We start from the raw sequence: 18,955 nt of genomic DNA, 5'->3' as shown, positions 1-18,955 counted from the left end.
GGCCACAGAACGGTGGCCCCGGCGCCCGCTCGATGATGAAGTGGGTTGATGAGCCAAGGAAACTCAGAAGCCGAACGGTCGGCCGCGCGCCGCGACGCCGCGGTGCGGGCCGCCGTGGAGCAGGGGCTGATCGGGCCGGGCGAACCGGTCGTCGGGCTGTTGGACGTGGCGGGCATCCGGGCCTCCGCCAGGGCGCTGCGCGAGGCGTTCGAGGAGGTCGCCGCGGACGGCACGCCGGTGCTGCACGCCTTCGCGGCGAAGGCGGCGTCGCTGGTGCCGGTGTTGCGGCTGCTGTCCGAGGAGGGGCTGGGCTGCGAGGTGGCGAGCCCCGGCGAACTGGCGCTGGCCCGCGCGGCCGGGGTGCCGCCGTCCCGTACGGTCCTGGACTCGCCCGCCAAGACCCCGGCCGAACTGCGCGAGGCGCTGGCGCTGGGCATCGCCGTCAACGCCGACAACCCGGAGGAGCTGTCGCGCCTGGACGGGCTGACCCGTTCCGCGCCGACCGCGTCGCCGCTGGGTCTGCGGGTGAATCCACAGGTCGGCGGGGGTTCGATCGGGGCGCTGAGCACGGCGACGAAGACCTCGAAGTTCGGGGTGGCGCTGCGCGACGAGGGGGCGCGGGAGTGGGTCGTACGGGCCTTCGCCGACCGCCCCTGGCTGACGCGGCTGCACGCGCACGTGGGGTCGCAGGGCATGCCGCTGGAGCTGATGGCGCGCGGCGTGCGCGAGACGTACGAACTGGCCGAGGAGATCAACCGCGCGGTGGGGCGGCAGCAGGTCGACACGGTCGACATCGGCGGCGGGCTGCCGGTGAACTTCGCTTCCGACGTGGCCGATCCGACGTACCGCGCGTACGCCCGGCTGCTGGCGGAGACCGTGCCGGGGCTGTTCGACGGGCGGTACGGGCTGGTCACGGAGTTCGGCCGGTCGCTGCTGGCGAAGCACGGCACGATCCTGGCCCGCGTCGAGTACGCCAAGTCGGCCGGGGGCCGGGCCATCGCCGTCACGCACGCGGGCGCCCAGGTCGCGATGCGCACGGTGTACGCCCCGCAGTCCTGGCCCCTGCGGGTGGCGGCCTTCGACGAGAAGGGCCTCCCCAAGACCGGCGAACCCGTCCCCCAGGACGTGGCCGGCCCCTGCTGCTTCGCCGGCGACCTCATCGCCGAGAACCGCACCCTCCCCCGCCTGGACGCCGGCGACCACGCCGCCCTCCTCGACACCGGCGCCTACTACTTCTCCACCCACTACGCCTACAACAGCCTCCCCCGCCCCGGCATCTACGGCTTCGCCACCACCCCCGACACCGTCCGCTTCACCCCCGTACGCGCCCCCCAGTCCCTCCCCGACCTCGTCACGGAAAGCGGCGGAGACTACGCGACGGACCTCAGCGAACTGAGGTGACGGGCCCTACTGCGGCAGGAGCGTGAACGCCGTGACGTGATGGGGACGCACGGCGGAGAAATGGCGGCGGTCGAGGGTGGCCACCTCGGTCAGCTTCAGCCGTTCTGCGACGGCGACGACGGCGGCGTCGACCGTTCCCAGCGGGAAGTCCGCGTACTTCCGCAGGAGTTCGGCGATGCGGACGTAGTCGGCGCCGACCAGGTCGACGACTTCGAGGGTGCCGACGGCGAAGAGGTCGATGAAGACCGCCTCGTCGTCGGGGCCCAGCCGGCGCTCGATGAGCCAACCGGTCTCCGCCACCACCGGCGCCGGCACGAGCAGGCGCCCGCGCAGCGCGCTCACGTAGCGGACGCACCTGTGGTGATCGTCGTCGCTTTCGTCCGCGATCGCCTAGAGGACGCCGGTGTCCAGCAGGTGCTCCCTCACCGGTCCTCGTCGCTCCACTCCTGGATCAGTTCTCGGTGCCTGCGGGCCGTGTCGGAGTGGCCGGAGCGGCCGACGCCGATGAAGGCGGCGAAGCCGGGCCGGTCGATGGCCGGGGGCAGGGCGTCGGCCTCGTCCACGTACGGGGCGAGGTCGGGGTCGGATCTGAGCAGGGCGAGCGCGCGGGCGGCGCGGTCGGCGGGGAGCCGGTCCAGCAGGTGGCGCAAGCGCTCGTAGTCCTCCGCGGCCGTCATGGCTTCGAGCGTACGCGGCCGGGCGGCGCGGCCCCCGGCCGCTGCGCCGGGCTCACCCATACGCGCCACGCGGCCCCATGTCATACCCCGGTATCACCTCCCCCTCGACCCCGTCGTATGACGCCCCGGGGCCCCGGCCCGCCATAGCGTCGGGGTCACTGATCCGCCGGTTTCGCGGCGGGGTGGGTACGGGAGGAGAGCGTTATGTCGGCGTACGACAGCGGGCGGGACATTCGGCGGCCGGGGCGCCGCAGCGTCGTGGCGGGGGTCGCCGGGCTGGTGGCGGTGGGGGTGTTGGGGGCGGCGGGGCCGGTTCACGCGCAGGGCGAGAGCGCCCCGGCCGCGCGGGTTCAGCGGGTGGCGGCGCATGCCGATCTGCTGGCGCCCACCGGGCCGTACGGGGTCGGGACCAGTTCGCTGCGGATGGCGGATCACGGCCGGGCCGACCCGTGGAAGGCCGGGGAGCGGCGGGAGTTGATGGTCAGCTTCTGGTATCCGGCCGCCGCCGGCCACGGGCGGCCGCGGCACGGGACCGTCCCGTACATGGAGCCGAAGGCGGCGGCGCACTTCGGGTCCGCGGAGGGGGCCGCGTCCTTCAATCACGGGCTGCCCGTCGGCGCGACGGACTGGGGCGCCACCGGTACGCACGCCGTCGAGGGCGCGCCCGTGGCGCGCGGCGGCAAGCGGCCCGTCGTCCTGTACTCGGCGGGGCTCGGCGACCCGCGGACCTGGAACACCGGCCTCGTGGAGGAGCTGGCCTCCCGCGGCTACGTCGTCGTGACGGTCGACCACACCTACGAGGCGTCGGAGGTCGAGTTCCCCGGCGGGAAGCTCGCCGCCTCCGTCTTCCCCGGCCTTCTCCAGCAGCCCGACCTCGACATCGGCGCCCTGCTGCGCACGTCCATGAAGACCCGCGTCGCCGACACCCGCTTCGTCCTCGACCGGCTCGGCGCCCTGCACCACGAGCGCTCGCTCCCCCGCGGCCTCGCCGGCTCCCTCGATCTGCGCCGCGTCGGCATGGCAGGGCAGTCCGCCGGCGGCTTCACGGCCGCCCAGGCCATGCATGACGACCGGCGCATCAAGGCCGGGATCAACATGGACGGCCAGATGGACTTCCCGGACGCCAAGGGGCGGGGCAGCGAGCTGAGTTCGGTGGCGCGGGACGGGCTGGACCGGCCGTTCCTGCTGATGGGTACGGACGCGGAGGGCTCCGGGGACTACCACCGGCAGCCCTCCTGGAACGCGTTCTGGAAGAACTCCCGCGGCTGGCACGCGAACCTCACGATGACGGGCGGGCAGCACGGCTCGTACACGGACGCCGCCGCGCTGCTCCCCCAGCTCGCCCGCCAGGGCGCGGTCCCGGCGGACGTCCTCACGAAGAACATCGGGACCGTACGGCCCGAGCGGTCGGTCGCGGCCGTCCGCGCGTACACCGTCTCCTTCTTCGACCGCTGGCTGCGCGGGCGGGACGACCACCTCCTCGACGGAGCCTCGAAGCGCTTCCCCGAGATGGTCCGCGCCGAATAGCCCGAACCGCTATTCCGCGAACAGGCCCCGCTCCGTCGCCCTCGCGTCGAACTCCTCCAGCCTGGCCTGCGCGTCGGGGAGTTCGTCGCACATCGCCTCCAGCAGCACCCGCCCCAGCAGCATCGGCGCGCACGCCGTGTCGAAGGCGAGGCCGGTGCCGACGGCGGCCGGGAGGAGGAGGTCGCTGTGGTGGGCGACGGGCGCGAAGGCGCTGTCGGCGACGGTGACGACCCGCAGCCCGGCGCCGCGCGCGTACTCCAGGGCTTCGACGACCTCGCGCGGGTGGCGCGGCAGCGCGAAGCAGAGCAGGGCGGTGCCGCCGGCCCGTACGGCCGCGTCGACGCGGTCCGCGAGCATGGTGCCGCCCTCGTCGAGGAGGCGTACGTCCGGGTGGACCTTCCGGGCGAAGTACGTGAAGCCGGCGGCCTGCGCGGACGCGGCGCGCAGGCCGAGCACCGGCAGCGGGCGGGAGCGGGCGAGGAGCCGGCCGGCCTCGGCGACGGGGGCCGGGTCGGCGAGGAGCGCCGCGAGGTGGCGCAGGTTGTCGATCTCGGCGTGGACGGCCTGCTGGTATTCGTTGTACGAGCCGTCGTCCGCGCCCTGCTCGGTGGGCGCGACCTCGCGCAGGTGCCGGCGCAGCGCCGGGTAGCCGTCGAAGCCGAGGGCGACGGCGAAGCGGGTGACGGAGGGCTGGCTGACGCCGGCCAGCTCGGCGAGTTCGACGCTGGAGTAGAACGGCGCGTCGCCCGCCTGCCGCACCATGCAGTGCGCGATGCGGCGCTGGGTGGGGGTCAGCCGGTGCCCCTCGAAGAGCTTCTGGAGCCGCGCGGCCGCCCCGGAAACCCCTTCCGAGCTGCTGGTTTCCGCTGTGCCCCGGCCATTGCCCTGCATGCTGTCCTCCTGGCGTTTCCCGCCGGACTATTGACTTCTATTCACTCACCTATGACTGTGCATGACTATATGCAGCCCCGGGCCCCGCCCGAACGCACCGCCATAGGGAGGCACGGGATATTGGCCATCGAACGCCGCTCCATCGACGTCGTCCCGGACGACGAACGCCATGGCACCGCCTTCAGCCAGTTCACCCTCTGGCTCGGCGCCAACCTCCAGATCACCGCCGTCGTCACCGGCGCCCTCGCCGTCGTCTTCGGCGCGACCGCGCTCTGGGCGCTGGTCGGACTGCTGCTCGGCAATCTGCTCGGCGGCGCCGTCATGGCGCTGCACTCCGCGCAGGGCCCCAAGCTCGGGCTGCCCCAAATGATCTCCTCCCGTGCCCAGTTCGGGGTGCGCGGCGCCGTCGTGCCGCTGCTCCTGGTCATCCTGATGTACATCGGCTTCTTCGCCAGCGGCACGGTCCTCGCCGGCCAGGCGGTCGGCGAGCTGACGCACCTCGGCGACACCGCGGGCATCGTGATCTTCGCACTCGTCACGGGCGTCACGGCGGCCGTCGGCTACCGCCTCATCCACGCGCTCGGCCGCGTCGCCTCCCTCGTCTGCGCCGTCGCCTTCCTCTACCTCGGCGCACGCCTCCTCCAGCGGTCCGACCTCGGCACCCTGCTGCACGACCACTCCTTCGGCCTGCCCGTCTTCCTGCTCGCGATCTCCCTCGCCGCGTCCTGGCAGCTCGCGTTCGGCCCGTACGTCGCCGACTACTCCCGCTACCTGCCGCGCTCCACCTCCGGCCGGGCCACCTTCTGGTGGACGCTCGGCGGCTCCGTGCTCGGCGCGCAGTGGTCGATGACCTTCGGGGCGCTGGCGGCGGCCGCCGCGGGCGGCGCGTTCGTCGGGCACGAGGTCGGCTACATCGTCGACCTGGGCGGCGACGCGGCGCTCGTCACCTCGGCCCTGTACTTCGTCATCGCCTTCGGCAAGCTCACCATCAACGTGCTCAACACCTACGGCGGCTTCATGTCGATGGTCACCAGCATCGGCGGCTTCCGCGAGCAGCGCACGATCACGCCGCGCGCCCGCGCCGCGTACATCGCCGGGATCATGGTCGCGGGCACGGCGGTCGCGCTGCTCGGCAAGGACAGCTTCCTGTCCTCCTTCAAGGACTTCCTGCTCTTCCTGCTGACCTTCTTCACGCCCTGGAGCGCCGTCAACCTGGTCGACTTCTACCTGATCTCCAAGGAGCGCTACGACATCCCGGCACTCAGCGACCCCGCCGGCCGGTACGGCGCCTGGCGCGCGCCCGCCCTCATCGCGTACGCGGTCGGGGTCCTGGCCCAGTTCCCCTTCCTCGCCACGTCCTTCTACACGGGCCCGCTGGTCGGCCCGCTCGGCGGCGCGGACATCTCCTGGATCGTGGGCCTGATCGTCCCGGCCGCCCTGTACTGGCTGCTGGCGCGCGGCGGCCGGCGCGACGACGAAACCGCGCCGCCGACGGAAACCGCTACGCCGGAGGCAGCAGTTTCTTCTGCGGCTTCCCCATCGCGTTCCTCGGCAGTTCGTCGATGAAGCGGACGCGGCGCGGGCGCTTGTGGGCCGAGAGGCGGGCGGCGACGAAGTCGATCAGTTCGTGGTCGCCGATGCCGTCGGCGACCACGTAGGCGACGATCTCCTGCCCGAGGTCCTCGTGCGGGACGCCGACGACGGCCGCCTCGCGCACCGCCGGGTGGTCGAGCAGGGCGTTCTCCACCTCGCCCGCGCCGATCCGGTAGCCGCCCGACTTGATCAGGTCGGTGGAGGCGCGGCCGACGATGCGGTGCGCGCCGTCGGCCTCGATGGCCGCGATGTCGCCCGTACGGAACCAGCCGTCGGCCGTGAAGGCGGCGGCCGTGGCCTCGGGGCGGCCGAGGTAGCCGTCGAAGAGGGTCGGGCCGCTGATCTCCAGTTCACCGATCTCCGCGCCCGGCTCGGCGGCGATCCGGGTCCGTACGCCCGTGATCGGCGTGCCCACGTAGCCCGGCCGACGCTCGCCGTCGGCGCGGGCGGCCACGGTGATCAGCGTCTCCGTCATGCCGTACCGCTCCACGGGCCGCTGCCCGGTGAGCGCTTCGAGGTCGCGGAAGACGGGGGCGGGCAGCGCCGCGCTCCCCGACACCAGCAGCCGGGCCCCGGCGAGCGCCCGCGCGGCGGCGTGGTCGCGGGCGACCCGGCCCCAGACCGTGGGCACCCCGAAGTACAGGCTGCCGCCCGCCGCCGCGTACGCCTGCGGGGTCGGGCGGCCCGTGTGGACGAGGCGGCAGCCGGTGCGCAGCGCCCCGAGCACACCGAGGATCAGCCCGTGCACATGGAAGAGCGGGAGGCCGTGTACGAGCGTGTCCTCGGCGCTCCACCGCCAGGCGTCGGCGAGCCCGTCGAGCCCGGCGGCGACGGCGCGGTGCCCGATGAGCGCGCCCTTGGGTGCGCCGGTGGTGCCCGAGGTGTAGAGGATGAACGCGGCCGTCCCCTCGGACGGCCCGGCGCCGCGGTAGTCGCCCCGCTCGCCCAGGTCCACGGTCAGCTCCTCGCCCGCCCCGAGCACCAGTTCCGCGCCCGAGTCGCGCAGCATGTGGTCCCGCTCGGCGGGGCCCGAGTCCGGCGGCAGCGGCACCACGGGCACCCCGGCCAGCAGGCCGCCGACCACGGCGGCCACCGTCTCCAGCGTGGCGTCGGCCCGTACGGCCACGGACTTCGCGCCCGCGATCCGCGCGGCCACCGCGCCGCCCGCGCCCAGCAGGTCCGCGCGGGAGCAGGCGCGGTCCGCGACGGTCAGCGCGTCGGGGCGGTCGGGGGCGTCGAGGTCCGTCAGCGAGGCGAGCAAAGGGGCGGAGTCGTGCACGGCTGCTCCTTCCACGGGGCCTGGGCGGCCCCACCGTGAATACGGGGGTTAGCCCCACTTTCACGGGGCTTCGCCGACCGTATCGTTACCGGTATGACGGCCCGCGACCCAGAGCTGAAGAAGGAACTCGACGCCACCTTGCAGACCCGCAAGGAACTGGGCGACGAGTACGAGTCGGAGCTGGTCGACTCGTTCTTGGAGAAGGTCGAGCAGAAACTCGACGGAGCGGTCGACAAGCGGGTGCGCCGCCGGCTGGCCGAACAGCAGATGTCGACGGCCCGAGGCCCGCAGCAGCGGCCCGGCGACGGCCCCGGCATGGACAGCTTCGGCGAGCGGTTCGGCTTCGCGACCGTCTCGCTCGTGCTCGCCATCCCGCTGTCCGCCATCGGCGCGGTCAACGCGGGCCTGGCCGGGCTGCTCGTGGCGTGGGCCGGCGTCGTCGGCGTCAATGTCGTCAACGCGGCGGGGTACCTGCCGTGGTTCCGGCAGCGCTTCCGCAAGCCCGACGACGACTGGTCGTGAACCGGCCGGGGGGCTGAGGGCTGCGGCTGAGAGCCGGGAGGCCGAGAACCGGGGGGATGAGCGTGGGCACGGCTGACGGCGGCCGGCCGGGGAGTGGCGCGGGGACCGCCGCACCCCGGCCGGGGCCGGGGGCGGGACGGCGGCGGTCCCCGCGAGGGACACGGGGCCGGGTGAGGACCGGCGCTCGCGCCCGGGCGACCATGGAGGTCCGGGAGCCGCTCCGGAGGTCCTTGGTGCCACACGGGTGTCGGTTCGAACGGACGTCCTCGCCGACACCCCTCAATGTGCCGGACCCGTGTTAAATACGTGCTGCGGGCGCGTGACGCATACGTACCGTTTACGCGAAGCGCCGTTCTTTAACGCGTACTTGGCGCACCGCGCCGCGCGCCCCACGGCCCGCGCCGCGAACCCGGCGACGATCCCGGCGACATGCCGCGCGATCCCGGCGACGGTCCCGGCGACCCGCCACACGAACCCGGCGCCCCGTGCCCGCCCCGGCCCGCGCCCGCCCCGGCCCGCGCCCGCCCGGCCCGCCGCCCCTCACGCGCCTACTTGGCGGTCTTCGCCAGGAAGGCGAGCAGGTCCTGCCGGCTCACGACGCCCTTCGGCTTCCCCTCCACCAGCACGATCGCGGCGTCCGCGGTGCCGAGCACGGCCATCAGGTCCGCGACCGGCTCGCCGGAGCCGACCTGCGGCAGCGGGCCGCTCATGTGCTTCTCCAGCGGGTCGCCGAGGGAGGCGCGCTGCGCAAAGAGCGCGTCGAGGAGTTCCCGTTCGACGACGGAGCCGATGACCTCGGCGGCCATCACATCGGGGTGGCCGGCGCCGGGCTTGACGATCGGCATCTGGGAGACGCCGTACTCGCGCAGCACGTCGATGGCCTCGCCGACGGTCTCCTCGGGGTGCATGTGGACCAGCGAGGGCATCGCGCCCTCCTTGTCCCGCAGCACGTCGGCGACGCGGGCCGTCGGGCCGCCCTCCTCCAGGAAGCCGTAGTCGGCCATCCACTCGTCGTTGAAGATCTTCGAGAGGTAGCCGCGGCCGCTGTCCGGCAGCAGGACGACGACCACGTCGTCGGGGCCGAGCCGCTTGGCGACCTCCAGCGCGCCGACGACCGCCATTCCGCAGGAGCCGCCCACCAGCAGGCCCTCCTCCTTGGCGAGGCGGCGGGTCATCTGGAAGGCGTCCTTGTCGGAGACGGCGACGATCTCGTCGGCGACCGACTGGTCGTAGGCGGTCGGCCAGAAGTCCTCGCCGACGCCCTCGATCAGATACGGGCGGCCCGAGCCGCCGCTGTAGACGGAGCCCTCCGGGTCGGCGCCGATGACCTTGACCCGGCCGTCGCTGGCGTCCTTGAGATAGCGGCCGGTGCCGCTGATGGTGCCGCCGGTGCCGACGCCCGCGACGAAGTGCGTAATGCGGCCCTCGGTCTGCTCCCACAGCTCCGGGCCGGTGGAGTGGTAATGGGAAAGCGGGTTATTGGGGTTGCTGTACTGGTCGGGTTTCCAGGCGTTGGACGTCTCGCGCACCAGGCGGTCAGAAACGTTGTAGTACGAATCCGGGTGCTCGGGATCGACGGCGGTCGGGCAGACCACCACCTCGGCCCCGTACGCCCGCAGCACATTGATCTTGTCGGTGGAGACCTTGTCGGGGCAGACGAAAACGCATTTGTAGCCCTTCTGCTGGGCCACGATCGCGAGCCCCACCCCGGTATTGCCGGAGGTCGGCTCGACAATCGTGCCGCCGGGGCGGAGTTCGCCCGACTCCTCGGCGGCCTCGATCATGCGCACGGCGATCCGGTCCTTCACCGAACCGCCCGGATTGAAGTATTCGACCTTGGCAAGGACTGTCGCCGTAATGCCCTCGGTCACGCTGTTGAGCTTGACGAGCGGGGTATTGCCGACGAGCTCGATCATCGAATGGTGAAACTGCACGGTGGTCTCCGCGGTCGGGGGCAGCCGTCGTCGCGTGCCCGTAGTACCAGCCTATTGCGCATCCGTTCACCGGAACGTCGCGTTGCGCGCACCGCCGCTCCGGGCAACAACCTGTTAGCGGGATGTGCGGCGCGGTCGCGCACGGTAGCGGCGGCGCACCGCACTCGGCGCACTCAGGGCAGCGAGCGGCGCGGCAGCGCGCTCAGGCGGAACGGGAGGAGGCCCGGCCTATGTCGATGTCCAGGGCGAGGGTCGCACGGCGGATCGCGGCGGCGGCGGCGTACGGAGGCGGCGGGATCGGCCTGCTCGGCGGGGCGGCGGTCGGTCTGCTGCTCACCGAGGTCCGGCTGGCGAAGCGGGTCGTCGGCGGCGCGAACGACGCACCGCCCTGCGCCGACGGCCGGTACGGCGCCTCCTTCGTGCACCGGCTGCACCAGCCGCCGCTGCGGCTCGGCTTCCTCGGCGACTCCACGGCGGCGGGCCAGGGCGTGCACCGGCCGCGCCAGACGCCGGGCGCGCTGCTCGCCACGGGGCTCGCGGCGGTCGCCGAACGGCCGGTGACGCTGCGCAATGTGGCAGTGCCGGGCGCGCAGTCCGACGACCTGGAGCGGCAGACCACGCGGCTGCTCGCGGACCCGGGTCCGGCCCCCGACGTCTGCGTGATCATGATCGGCGCCAATGACGTGACGCACCGGATGCCGCCCGCCCGGTCGGTGCGGCTGTTGTCGGAGACGGTGCGCAGGCTCCGGGAGGCGGGCTGCGAGGTGGTGGTCGGCACGTGCCCGGACCTGGGCACGATCGAGCCGGTGTATCAGCCGCTGCGCTGGGTGGCGCGGCGGCTGAGCCGTCAGTTGGCGGCGGCGCAGACGATCGGCGTCGTCGAGCAGGGCGGCCGCACCGTCTCGCTGGGCGATCTGCTGGGCCCCGAGTTCGCCGCGAACCCGCGCGAACTCTTCGGGCCGGACAACTACCACCCCTCCGCGGAGGGGTACGCGACGGCGGCCATGGCGGTGCTGCCGACGCTGTGCGCGGCGCTCGGGCTGTGGCCGGCCGAAGAGGAGCACCCCGACGAGGCGCGCCGCGAGGGCATCCTGCCCGTCGCGCGGGCGGCGGCGCAGGCCGCCGCCGAGGGCGGCACGGAGGTCACCGGCGCCCGCGGCCGGTGGGCCCTGCTCAAGCACCGCAAGCGGCGGCGGCTCCCGTCGGACGCGGAGGCGGCGGCGCGTACGGGGGCGGGGTGAGCTTTCCCGTTCCGTAGCGGCACGGGGCAGCGGCACGAGGCGAAGGAGGCTGAGCAAGCGCTTAGAAAAGAGGCCCGCATCACAGTGCGCGGGCCGTGACCTCGACGGTACGTACGGGTAACTTCCCCAGAGGCCCGCACGACGCCCGGCCGCCCGCGCCGCCCGAGGCGCTGCGCGCCGGCATACCTTCTCGCCCTGGAGCCGTGATGCCCGAAGCCGTGATCGTCTCGACCGCCCGCTCCCCCATCGGCCGCGCCGCCAAGGGCTCCCTCAAGGAGATGCGCCCCGACGACCTCACCGCCACCATCATCGGCGCCGCCCTCGCCAAGGTCCCCGAGCTCGACCCGCGCGACATCGACGACCTGATGCTCGGCTGCGGCCTGCCCGGCGGCGAGCAGGGCCACAACCTCGGCCGCGTCGTCGCGGTGCAGATGGGCATGGACCACCTCCCCGGCTGCACGATCACCCGCTACTGCTCCTCCTCCCTCCAGACCTCCCGGATGGCGCTGCACGCCATCAAGGCCGGCGAGGGCGACGTCTTCATCTCGGCGGGCGTCGAGACGGTCTCCCGCTTCGAGAAGAACGGCTCCTCCGACCGGCCCGCCGCGCACAACCCGCTGTTCGCCGACGCGGAGGCCCGTACGGCCGCGCGCGCCGAGGCGGGCGGCGAGGGCTGGCACGACCCGCGCGAGGACGGCCTCGTCCCCGACGCGTACATCGCGATGGGCCAGACCGCGGAGAACCTGGCGCGGCTCAAGGGCGTCACCCGCCGGGACATGGACGAGTTCGGCGTCCGTTCCCAGAACCTCGCCGAGGAGGCCGTCGAGAAGGGCTTCTGGGAGCGCGAGATCACCCCCGTCACCACGCCGGACGGCACCGTGGTCAGCAAGGACGACGGGCCGCGGGCGGGCGTGACGATGGAGGGCGTGCAGGGCCTCAAGCCCGTGTTCCGCCCGGACGGGATGATCACCGCCGGCAACTGCTGCCCGCTCAACGACGGCGCCGCCGCCGTCGTCATCATGTCCGACACCAAGGCCCGCGAGCTCGGCCTCACCCCGCTGGCCCGGATCGTGTCCACCGGCGTCTCCGCGCTCTCGCCCGAGATCATGGGGTACGGGCCGGTCGAGGCGAGCAAGCAGGCGCTGCGCCGCGCGGGCCTCGGCATCGGCGACATCGACCTCGTGGAGATCAACGAGGCCTTCGCCGCCCAGGTGATCCCCTCCTACCGGGACCTCGGCATCGACCTCGACCGCCTGAACGTCAACGGCGGGGCCATCGCCGTGGGTCATCCCTTCGGGATGACGGGCGCGCGGATCACGGGCACGCTCATCAACTCCCTCCAGTTCCACGACAAGCAGTTCGGCCTGGAGACGATGTGCGTCGGCGGCGGGCAGGGCATGGCCATGGTTCTCGAACGCCTCAGTTGACCGCGGGGCGGCCGGGGCGCGTCGGCTGAGCTGCGGGTCCACGGGCCCCCGGTTCGCGCGCCCGGCGCCGGGCGGGCGAACCGGGGGCGGTTCGATGCCCGCGCGGGGCCGGGCCGCCACGCAGCGCGACTGCCGCCGCGCGCGCCCGCCGCGAGCCCCGGAGCGCGCGGGAATCTCCCCCAGGATGTGACCAATCTCCTGGGGGATTTCCATCTACGCAGGTCAGCCTGGTTGAAAGGCGAACGTCCCGGACCTAGGGCCTGTCCGATTCATGACGTTATGCACTGACGACGAGGGGCGAACCCCGCGAAGCTGAGGTAGGAATTCGGGGGATCTATAGCAACCGGGAGTCGTCAGTGAGCGCCATGTCCCTCGCCCTGCTGTTGGCAGCGGCCACCGCGACGGCCGCCGGCGCCGCCGCCCTGCACACCACCCGCGGGCTGCGCCGCCAGATCGCCGCCCTGCGCGCCGAGCTGGCGGCCGCCGCCGAGCGGGGCGCCGCCGCGGTGCCCGCCGCGCGCCCCGCGCCCACCGCCGAGATACGCGCCGCCGTGACGGAGGCGCTCGCCGAGGAGCGCGAACGCGAACTGGCCGAGGCGCGCGCCTTCTGGGCCGCCCAGGAGGCCCGCGACGCCGCCGACGCGCCGTCGCTGCTCGGCGGCCTGGCGGGGCTCGGCGACGACGGGCAGCCGGAGAACACGCTGTACGTGCCGCGGCAGACCGACTTCGCCGGCCTGGAACCACTGCTCGACCCCGAGCTGGTGGAGGCCGAGGCGCTGGACGCCGCCGCGGCCGAGGCGGAGGCCGCCGACTCCCCGGAGCTGGCCGCCGCGCGCCGCCGCCACCCCTCGCACCCGGACTTCAGCCCCGTACCGGCCATCGGCGACCACGACCGCACCGTCGGCCGGCTCGCCGAACTCGCCGACGCGCGCGTACCGCTCGCCGACGTCCGCCCCGGCCCGCTGGGCACCCTGGACGTGTACGTCTTCACCGACGGCACCACCGTCTGCATGACCCCCGGCCACCGCGAAACCGCCGAACGCCTCGCCGACGCCCTCCGCTCCGGCGACACCCCCGTCCTCCTCGGCGGCTCCGGCGTCTCCGGCGCCTACGCCCTCACCTTCGGCTGCGGCGACGAAAGCGTCTACGTCCTGGCCGACCGCGTAATCGCCTCCCTCTGACCAGGGCCCCTGCCGGGCAGCACTCCACCCCACCGGTCAGCCCCCGGCATGCCGCACCACGCCGCCCCGTGCCAACCCTGGCGGGCCGCACGCCACCCACCTCCCGGCCTTGACGGGCCGCACCTCGCCTCGTAGGCCCTGGCGGGCCCCGCACCCCGCCCCGCCTCCCGGCCCTTGGCCGCACCTCGCCCCACACCGCCGCCCCCTGACGGGGCCGCACTCCGGCCCCCTCCCAGCCCCTGGCGGGGCCGCGCCTCGCCCCACAGCCCTGGCAGCCCGCACCTCGCCTCGCCTCGTAGGCCCTGGCGGGCCCCGCACCCCGCCGCACCCGCCGGCCCTGGCGGACCGCACTCCGCCCCACCTCCCGGCCCTTGGCGGGCCGCACTCCACCGCTGTTCTGGCGGCCCCCGGCGGAGGCAGCTCCTGAACGCCGCCCCGCACAACCCGCGCTCAGCGCGCTGCGCAACAGGGCCCGCCCAGCCCCTGCCGCGCACCCCGGCCCGTACAGCCGGGCGCCCGGCCTACGCGGCCGCCTCCGGCGGGGGCACCGCAGGTAGGGCCTCCGGCGCGGACGCGCCCTGAGCGGCGGGGGCAGCGGCGGCCCCACCGCAGGTGCGAACTCCGGCGCGAGGCGCGCACCCCCGGTGGCGGGGAGCGGCCGGTAGGGCAGGTGCGGGCTCAGAGCCCGCACCGTTTGGCTGCGGCTTCTACGGAGGCGATGGCGTCCTCGACCTCCGCCGCAGGCGCCCCGCGGAGCGCCTCCACGGCGTCGTGTCCAGCGACAGCGACCTGGTCGGCGGCGGCGAAGAGACCCGCGTCCGGCATGTCGCGCGGCCCCGGGGAGTCGGGTTCCTCGAACCTCCTGGCGCGTTCGGCGAGTTCGCGCGCGAGCTCCAGCCCCTCGGCGGCGGCCCCCCGGCTCAGCCGGGACTGCGGCAGGGCGCGCAGCCGGTCGGCGAAGGAGTCCACGGCTGTCAGCAGAGACGTCAGATCATCCACGGCGCGAGCCTATGTGCCGCCCGCCGACTGTTGCCAACGCCTGAACACTCAGGCACGGTGACATGAAGGACCAGCATTCGACGCGTCCGGAGGCGCCGATGTCCCACGTCTTCTCCGACGAGACTCACCGGAACCTGCTCTCCCACATCCCCCATTGCACGGGCCGTGAAGTCGCCGACTGGCTGCGCACGGTGGACGAAGGCCCCGCTCTCTTCCGCTTCGAGGAGAAGGTGAGCTGGCTGCGCGGCGAGCACAACCTCGCGTACGGCCACGCCAAAGCGATCATCCACGAGTACGACCTCCGGCGGGCCGCGCGAAAGCTGCTTTAGCGGCGCCGACGACCTCCCCCGCCACAACCGCCACAACGCCGAAGGGCCCGGCAAGGCAGTCGATGCCTTGACGGGCCCTTCCCCGGCGCGCGCGGCGCGCTAGTTGTCGTTGAGGATCGCGATCAGCCGCAGCATCTCGGTGTAGATCCACACGAGGGACAGCGTCAGCCCGAAGGCCGCCAGCCAGGACTCCTCGCGCGGAGCGCCGTACCGGATGCCGTCCTCGATCTGCTTGAAGTCGAGCGCCAGGAACGCGGCGCCGAGCAGCACGCCGATGATGCCGACGACGATGCCCAGGCCACCCGTGCGGATGCCGAGGCCGTCACCGCCGCCGAAGGCGCTGAACAGCAGGTTCACGGCCATCAGCAGGACGAAGCCGATCGCCGCCGCCATCACGAAGCGGTAGAACCGCCGGTCGACGCGGATGAGCCGGGTCTTGTACGCGATGAGCACACCGGCGAAGACGGCCATGGTGCCGAGCACCGCCTGCACGGGCGCGCCGTCGGCGAGGTAGTTGAACGCCTTGCTGATCACGCCGAGGAACAGACCCTCGAAGAGCGCGTACCCGATGATCAGCGCGGGCACCGGCTTCGCCTTGAACGCCTGGACGAAGCCCAGGACCATCGCGACGAGCCCGGCGGCGACCCCGGCGCCCCAGGGCAGGTTCATGGACCAGGCGGCGATCGCGGCGACGACGACCACGCCGAGCGTGATGCCCGTGCGCGAGACGACGTCGTCCATCGTCATCCGGCCGGTCTGCGCCGGCGCCTGCGGCGGCGCGCCGTGCTGGAGGTCCTGCTGTCCCGCCGCGTACGGATTGTTCGCGTACGGGTTCCCACCGGCGTACGGATTGCCGCCGGCGTACGGGTTCGCGGTGGGGGCCCCGGCCTGCGGTGCCGCGTTGAAGCCGGCGTAGCCGCCGCTGTCGCGGCTGAACCCCCGTCGCGAGAAGACCGGGTTGCTGCTCCTCATCTCACTCCTCCGTGGCCACCCAGCGCGGCCTCGCGGTCAAGGGTAATGGGTGGGCAAAGAAATAGTTCTACTGCTTGGGGACGATCTTTTTGTCCGTCGTCGATATCTGTACGGCAAAACGCGCCCGACGGCCACCGAGTTCCCGCCAGGTTCCCACCACCCGCTGGTCAGCGGCCCCTCCCCCGGGGACCGGGCGGCTCCCGCCCGGCAACGCGCGCCGGGTCGCGCGAGGCCGCCGCCGCGTGGAGCGCGGCGCCGAAGCCGGTAGGCGCGGCGTCCGGCTCGCCGGCGGCCCGGGCCGCCCCCTCCGAACGGCGCGCTCTCGCGGGCGCCCATGACCGCCGCCGTGCCGCTCCGGGGCCGCCGCTCCACATCGCTGATCTGGGACAATGGTGACGATCAACGCGATCGGGGGGTGAGCGGCTTCGCCGACCGGTCTTGGCATGGGTAAGGGAGAGAGTCGTGCACGCCCCTCACATATCTGAAAATGTCTGGTGGATCATCGCCATCGTCATGTCGGCCGCCCTCCTGGCCGTCTGGCTGCCCATTCTGCCCAGTGCCAAGTCCAGGAATCAGGTCGCCCTCATCCCCCTCATGGGGGTGCTTTTCCTGTCGACGATGGGAAAGCTGCGCGGGCACGACCTCACCACGCTGCTCTCCATATACTCCACCGTGGTCCTGGCCTTCACGCTCGGCGCCGTAGGGCGCAAAGAAGACGTGCGCATAGCGGTACGGCAGGGCGAGGACCCCTTGGGCACACCGACCAGCAAGTCGGACCCGGCAAACAGAAGACTGACCATCCAGTATTCCATCTCGATCGCGGTGGCATTCGCCCTGTGGGCCTGGCTCAAGTACGGCCAGTGACCTCTGAGGAAACCTCCCGAAACCTGACGAAAGAAGCCCCGGCACGGCCGACAACGGTCCGCTCCGGGGCTCTTTTCATCTCAGCAGCCGAAAAGACTCAGCTCCAGTGGAAAATGTACCGGCCGCCGGAGGGCGTGCAGGTGTAGCTGTGCAACATCCCCATCTGGGCCATGATGTTGCCGTAGGTCTGGCACTCCTGAAGCGAACCGAACGGCACGTCCTGCCGCGGCGTGTCCGTGACGTGCACAACGCTGGAGCTGCTGGGCTCCACCGGCGCCGCGGAGGCGGCACCCATCCCGGTCAGCGTCACCGCGGCGGCGGAGAGGGCGGCCAGGGTCAAGGCGGATCGTCTGGTCCACGTGCGCATGGTTCTCCTTCGAAAGACCACGGAATTCAACGCGCCACAACGCTAGGCGCCTGCGGCGCAGCCGCCGCCGTTCCCGCTTGTTCACCTGTTGCTCAACCGCTGCCCGTCACGCCACCCCGACCACGCCGTCTTGGCCCAGCCCCAGCCCGGCCGCACGGCCACACCATGGCGAAGCCCCGCCCGAGGCTGCTCTGTCGGGCGGGGCCGGCGAGTGTCAGATGTCGCTACGGGCCGCGAAGGCAACGAACGACGCCCACGCGTCGGAGGACACCGTGAGTATGGGCCCATCGGGCACCTTGCTGTCACGAACGGGAACGACGGGAAAGCCGTCAGCCACCTCCACGCAGTCCCCGCCCTCCTGGTTGCTGTAACTCGACTTCCTCCAGACGCCGGGGCGGCGGAACGCGACTTCCACGCAGGCCCCGCCCTCCTTGTTGCTGTAGCTGGACTTGCGCCAGACGACGGCGCTGAGATCGAGTCGGCACACGCGCGTCAAGGCATCCACCTCCACGCTGGTTGGGTCACACCTCGGGGTGTACATCACTACGGGACGCGAAGGCGATGAACGACACCCACGCGTCGGGGGACACCATGAGCACGGGCCCATTGGGCACCTTGCTGTCACGAACGGGGACGACGGGAAAGCCGTCAGCCACCTCGACGCACTCTCCTCCCTCCTGATTGCTGTAGCTGGACTTGCGCCAGACGACGGCGCTGAGATCGAGTCGGCACACGCGCGTCAAGGTAGTTGTCCTCCATCACGGATTGGATCAGGTCTCGGGACAAAGATGGGGGCAGTGCCAGCGCCCGTACGTCATCGTAAGTTGCGGCGTACGACTTGGCGTCTTCCGGTTCCTCGACCAGGCGACCCCAATCAGAGCCTTCGAGGTACGCCGCTTCAGCGCCGTCTGGTTTCGTCACAATCGTGAGCGAGCCACCCATGGCCTGATGATGCCCACTGGAGAACGGCAGAACCTGGATGTTCATACGAGGGTTCGAAAAGGCGCGGAGCAGGTGCGCGAACTGCCCGCGCATGACAGCGGTGTCCCCCACGGTCCTCCTGAGCACAGCCTCATCCAACACGACCCAGACCTGGGGACCGTCAGCACGGGTGAGTATGCCCTGGCGCCCGAGTCGAGCCAATACACGCTCCTCCAGTTGTTCAGGTGACGTCAGCGTTCGACCCATCGTCAGCATCGCGCGCGCATATGCCTCGGTTTGGAGCAGCCCCGGTACGACTTGGGCGACGTACAGCCCCAGCTTGCGAGCTTGCGCCTCAAGGTCCATGAACCGCTGCGACCAGTCGGGGAACGTCTCGCGGTAGACATACGGCTGGAGTTCGGCGAGAAGGTCGTCGGAGCCGAGCGCGCGGTCCAGTGCCCGGGAAATCGCCATCGTGGGCTTTGCGCCCGTAACCCCCTCAAGCTGCGCAATACGTGATCGGTCAACGTGACTCAGGAGGCCGAGGGCCTTTTGGGTGAGCCCTGCGGCCGTGCGGAGTCGGTGCAGGCGTCGGCCATATGTGACTGCCATGGATACATCATCCAGACCCATGCCCAGAACCTCGCTATGCGTGGCGTTACGGGGTGAGCCATAACCGGCTACCCCCTGTTGGATCGTACGCACAAGTCCCCATGCTGGTGGCAGAAGTTGGAACTCACGTGAGGTCGAACATGACTGCACGCAAGGCAATCGAGCAACCTTCCGATATTCCCGCCCCAAGGGACGACGCCGAGGAACTGTACGCGCTG

General features: G+C 72.4%; 20 protein-coding genes. 9 read left to right on the top strand and 11 right to left on the bottom strand.

Annotation, left to right across the window (positions count from 1 at the left end):
* Nucleotides 1-48 precede the first annotated feature (48 nt).
* On the top strand, nucleotides 49-1,401 hold the full coding sequence (locus IF55_RS28720) for a type III PLP-dependent enzyme domain-containing protein (RefSeq protein WP_030890866.1): 1,353 nt from the start codon (nucleotides 49-51) through the stop codon (nucleotides 1,399-1,401).
* Between the two features lie 6 nt (nucleotides 1,402-1,407).
* Here IF55_RS28720 and IF55_RS28715 read toward each other — a convergent pair whose 3' ends face one another.
* Nucleotides 1,408-1,788 (bottom strand): type II toxin-antitoxin system VapC family toxin, encoded by a 381-nt coding sequence (locus IF55_RS28715; protein ID WP_048832660.1) that lies wholly within the window; start codon nucleotides 1,786-1,788, stop codon nucleotides 1,408-1,410.
* Nucleotides 1,789-1,823: 35 nt separating this feature from the next.
* Nucleotides 1,824-2,078 (bottom strand): hypothetical protein, encoded by a 255-nt coding sequence (locus tag IF55_RS28710; protein ID WP_157854567.1) that lies wholly within the window; start codon nucleotides 2,076-2,078, stop codon nucleotides 1,824-1,826.
* Nucleotides 2,079-2,282: 204 nt separating this feature from the next.
* On the opposite strand from IF55_RS28710, the gene IF55_RS28705 reads away from it, so the two are divergent.
* The gene (locus tag IF55_RS28705; protein WP_048832658.1) at nucleotides 2,283-3,605 is read left to right on the top strand and encodes an alpha/beta hydrolase family protein; all 1,323 of its coding nucleotides are present in this window, start codon (nucleotides 2,283-2,285) and stop codon (nucleotides 3,603-3,605) included.
* Between the two features lie 9 nt (nucleotides 3,606-3,614).
* On the opposite strand, the gene IF55_RS28700 is transcribed toward IF55_RS28705, so the two are convergent.
* Complete coding sequence (locus IF55_RS28700) at nucleotides 3,615-4,496, bottom strand: MurR/RpiR family transcriptional regulator (RefSeq protein ID WP_030890857.1); 882 nt, start codon at nucleotides 4,494-4,496, stop codon at nucleotides 3,615-3,617.
* A 69-nt stretch (nucleotides 4,497-4,565) separates the two neighbouring features.
* On the opposite strand from IF55_RS28700, the gene IF55_RS28695 reads away from it, so the two are divergent.
* Nucleotides 4,566-6,062 (top strand): purine-cytosine permease family protein, encoded by a 1,497-nt coding sequence (locus IF55_RS28695; RefSeq protein ID WP_211270049.1) that lies wholly within the window; start codon nucleotides 4,566-4,568, stop codon nucleotides 6,060-6,062.
* On the opposite strand, the gene IF55_RS28690 is transcribed toward IF55_RS28695, so the two are convergent.
* Complete coding sequence (locus IF55_RS28690) at nucleotides 5,998-7,368, bottom strand: acyl-CoA synthetase (protein ID WP_211270048.1); 1,371 nt, start codon at nucleotides 7,366-7,368, stop codon at nucleotides 5,998-6,000. The two genes, IF55_RS28695 and IF55_RS28690, sit on opposite strands and share 65 nt — an antisense overlap.
* A 93-nt stretch (nucleotides 7,369-7,461) precedes the next feature.
* Between IF55_RS28690 and IF55_RS28685 the strand changes: the two genes are divergently transcribed.
* Nucleotides 7,462-7,890 (top strand): hypothetical protein, encoded by a 429-nt coding sequence (locus tag IF55_RS28685; protein ID WP_030890848.1) that lies wholly within the window; start codon nucleotides 7,462-7,464, stop codon nucleotides 7,888-7,890.
* A gap of 548 nt (nucleotides 7,891-8,438) precedes the next feature.
* Here IF55_RS28685 and IF55_RS28680 read toward each other — a convergent pair.
* Entirely contained in the window at nucleotides 8,439-9,824 is a 1,386-nt protein-coding gene (locus IF55_RS28680; protein ID WP_030890844.1) for a cystathionine beta-synthase, read from the bottom strand.
* A gap of 230 nt (nucleotides 9,825-10,054) precedes the next feature.
* On the opposite strand from IF55_RS28680, the gene IF55_RS28675 reads away from it, so the two are divergent.
* From IF55_RS28675 to IF55_RS28665, 3 genes are all read left to right on the top strand, one after another.
* Nucleotides 10,055-11,065: an SGNH/GDSL hydrolase family protein gene (locus IF55_RS28675; protein WP_030890842.1), complete on the top strand. Its 1,011-nt coding sequence runs from the start codon at nucleotides 10,055-10,057 to the stop codon at nucleotides 11,063-11,065.
* A 206-nt stretch (nucleotides 11,066-11,271) separates the two neighbouring features.
* Complete coding sequence (locus IF55_RS28670; RefSeq protein ID WP_030890839.1) at nucleotides 11,272-12,492, top strand: acetyl-CoA C-acetyltransferase; 1,221 nt, start codon at nucleotides 11,272-11,274, stop codon at nucleotides 12,490-12,492.
* A 356-nt stretch (nucleotides 12,493-12,848) separates the two neighbouring features.
* Nucleotides 12,849-13,673 carry a hypothetical protein gene (locus IF55_RS28665; protein ID WP_030890837.1) on the top strand — a complete coding sequence of 275 codons (825 nt, stop codon included), beginning with the start codon at nucleotides 12,849-12,851 and terminating at the stop codon, nucleotides 13,671-13,673.
* Between the two features lie 678 nt (nucleotides 13,674-14,351).
* Here the strand turns inward: IF55_RS28665 and IF55_RS28660 are convergent.
* The gene (locus IF55_RS28660) at nucleotides 14,352-14,672 is read right to left on the bottom strand and encodes a hypothetical protein (protein ID WP_078645398.1); all 321 of its coding nucleotides are present in this window, start codon (nucleotides 14,670-14,672) and stop codon (nucleotides 14,352-14,354) included.
* A gap of 98 nt (nucleotides 14,673-14,770) precedes the next feature.
* Between IF55_RS28660 and IF55_RS28655 the strand changes: the two genes are divergently transcribed.
* A complete protein-coding gene (locus tag IF55_RS28655; RefSeq protein ID WP_030890833.1) occupies nucleotides 14,771-15,001 on the top strand; it encodes a DUF4287 domain-containing protein in 231 nt (76 codons plus the stop codon).
* A 99-nt stretch (nucleotides 15,002-15,100) separates the two neighbouring features.
* Here the strand turns inward: IF55_RS28655 and IF55_RS28650 are convergent, their stop codons facing one another.
* Nucleotides 15,101-15,973 carry a Bax inhibitor-1/YccA family protein gene (locus tag IF55_RS28650; protein ID WP_030890830.1) on the bottom strand — a complete coding sequence of 291 codons (873 nt, stop codon included), beginning with the start codon at nucleotides 15,971-15,973 and terminating at the stop codon, nucleotides 15,101-15,103.
* A gap of 462 nt (nucleotides 15,974-16,435) precedes the next feature.
* Between IF55_RS28650 and IF55_RS28645 the strand changes: the two genes are divergently transcribed.
* The gene (locus IF55_RS28645) at nucleotides 16,436-16,837 is read left to right on the top strand and encodes a hypothetical protein (protein WP_030890824.1); all 402 of its coding nucleotides are present in this window, start codon (nucleotides 16,436-16,438) and stop codon (nucleotides 16,835-16,837) included.
* A gap of 97 nt (nucleotides 16,838-16,934) precedes the next feature.
* Here the strand turns inward: IF55_RS28645 and IF55_RS28640 are convergent, their stop codons facing one another.
* From IF55_RS28640 to IF55_RS28625, 4 genes are all read right to left on the bottom strand, one after another.
* Nucleotides 16,935-17,204 carry a hypothetical protein gene (locus IF55_RS28640; RefSeq protein WP_030890821.1) on the bottom strand — a complete coding sequence of 90 codons (270 nt, stop codon included), beginning with the start codon at nucleotides 17,202-17,204 and terminating at the stop codon, nucleotides 16,935-16,937.
* Nucleotides 17,205-17,418: 214 nt separating this feature from the next.
* On the bottom strand, nucleotides 17,419-17,715 hold the full coding sequence (locus IF55_RS28635; RefSeq protein WP_245661477.1) for a DUF397 domain-containing protein: 297 nt from the start codon (nucleotides 17,713-17,715) through the stop codon (nucleotides 17,419-17,421).
* 10 nt (nucleotides 17,716-17,725) lie between these two features.
* A complete protein-coding gene (locus IF55_RS41525; RefSeq protein WP_425428530.1) occupies nucleotides 17,726-17,860 on the bottom strand; it encodes a DUF397 domain-containing protein in 135 nt (44 codons plus the stop codon).
* Nucleotides 17,853-18,737, bottom strand: coding sequence for a helix-turn-helix domain-containing protein (locus IF55_RS28625; RefSeq protein WP_037966955.1), 885 nt, complete (start codon nucleotides 18,735-18,737; stop codon nucleotides 17,853-17,855). Before IF55_RS28625 ends, IF55_RS41525 begins: the two co-directional genes overlap by 8 nt.
* Nucleotides 18,738-18,955 lie beyond the last annotated feature (218 nt).

This window comes from Streptomyces varsoviensis, from assembly GCF_000718635.1.
Classification (GTDB): Bacteria; Actinomycetota; Actinomycetes; order Streptomycetales; family Streptomycetaceae; genus Streptomyces; species Streptomyces varsoviensis.
This window is presented reverse-complemented; position numbering and strand designations above follow the sequence as displayed.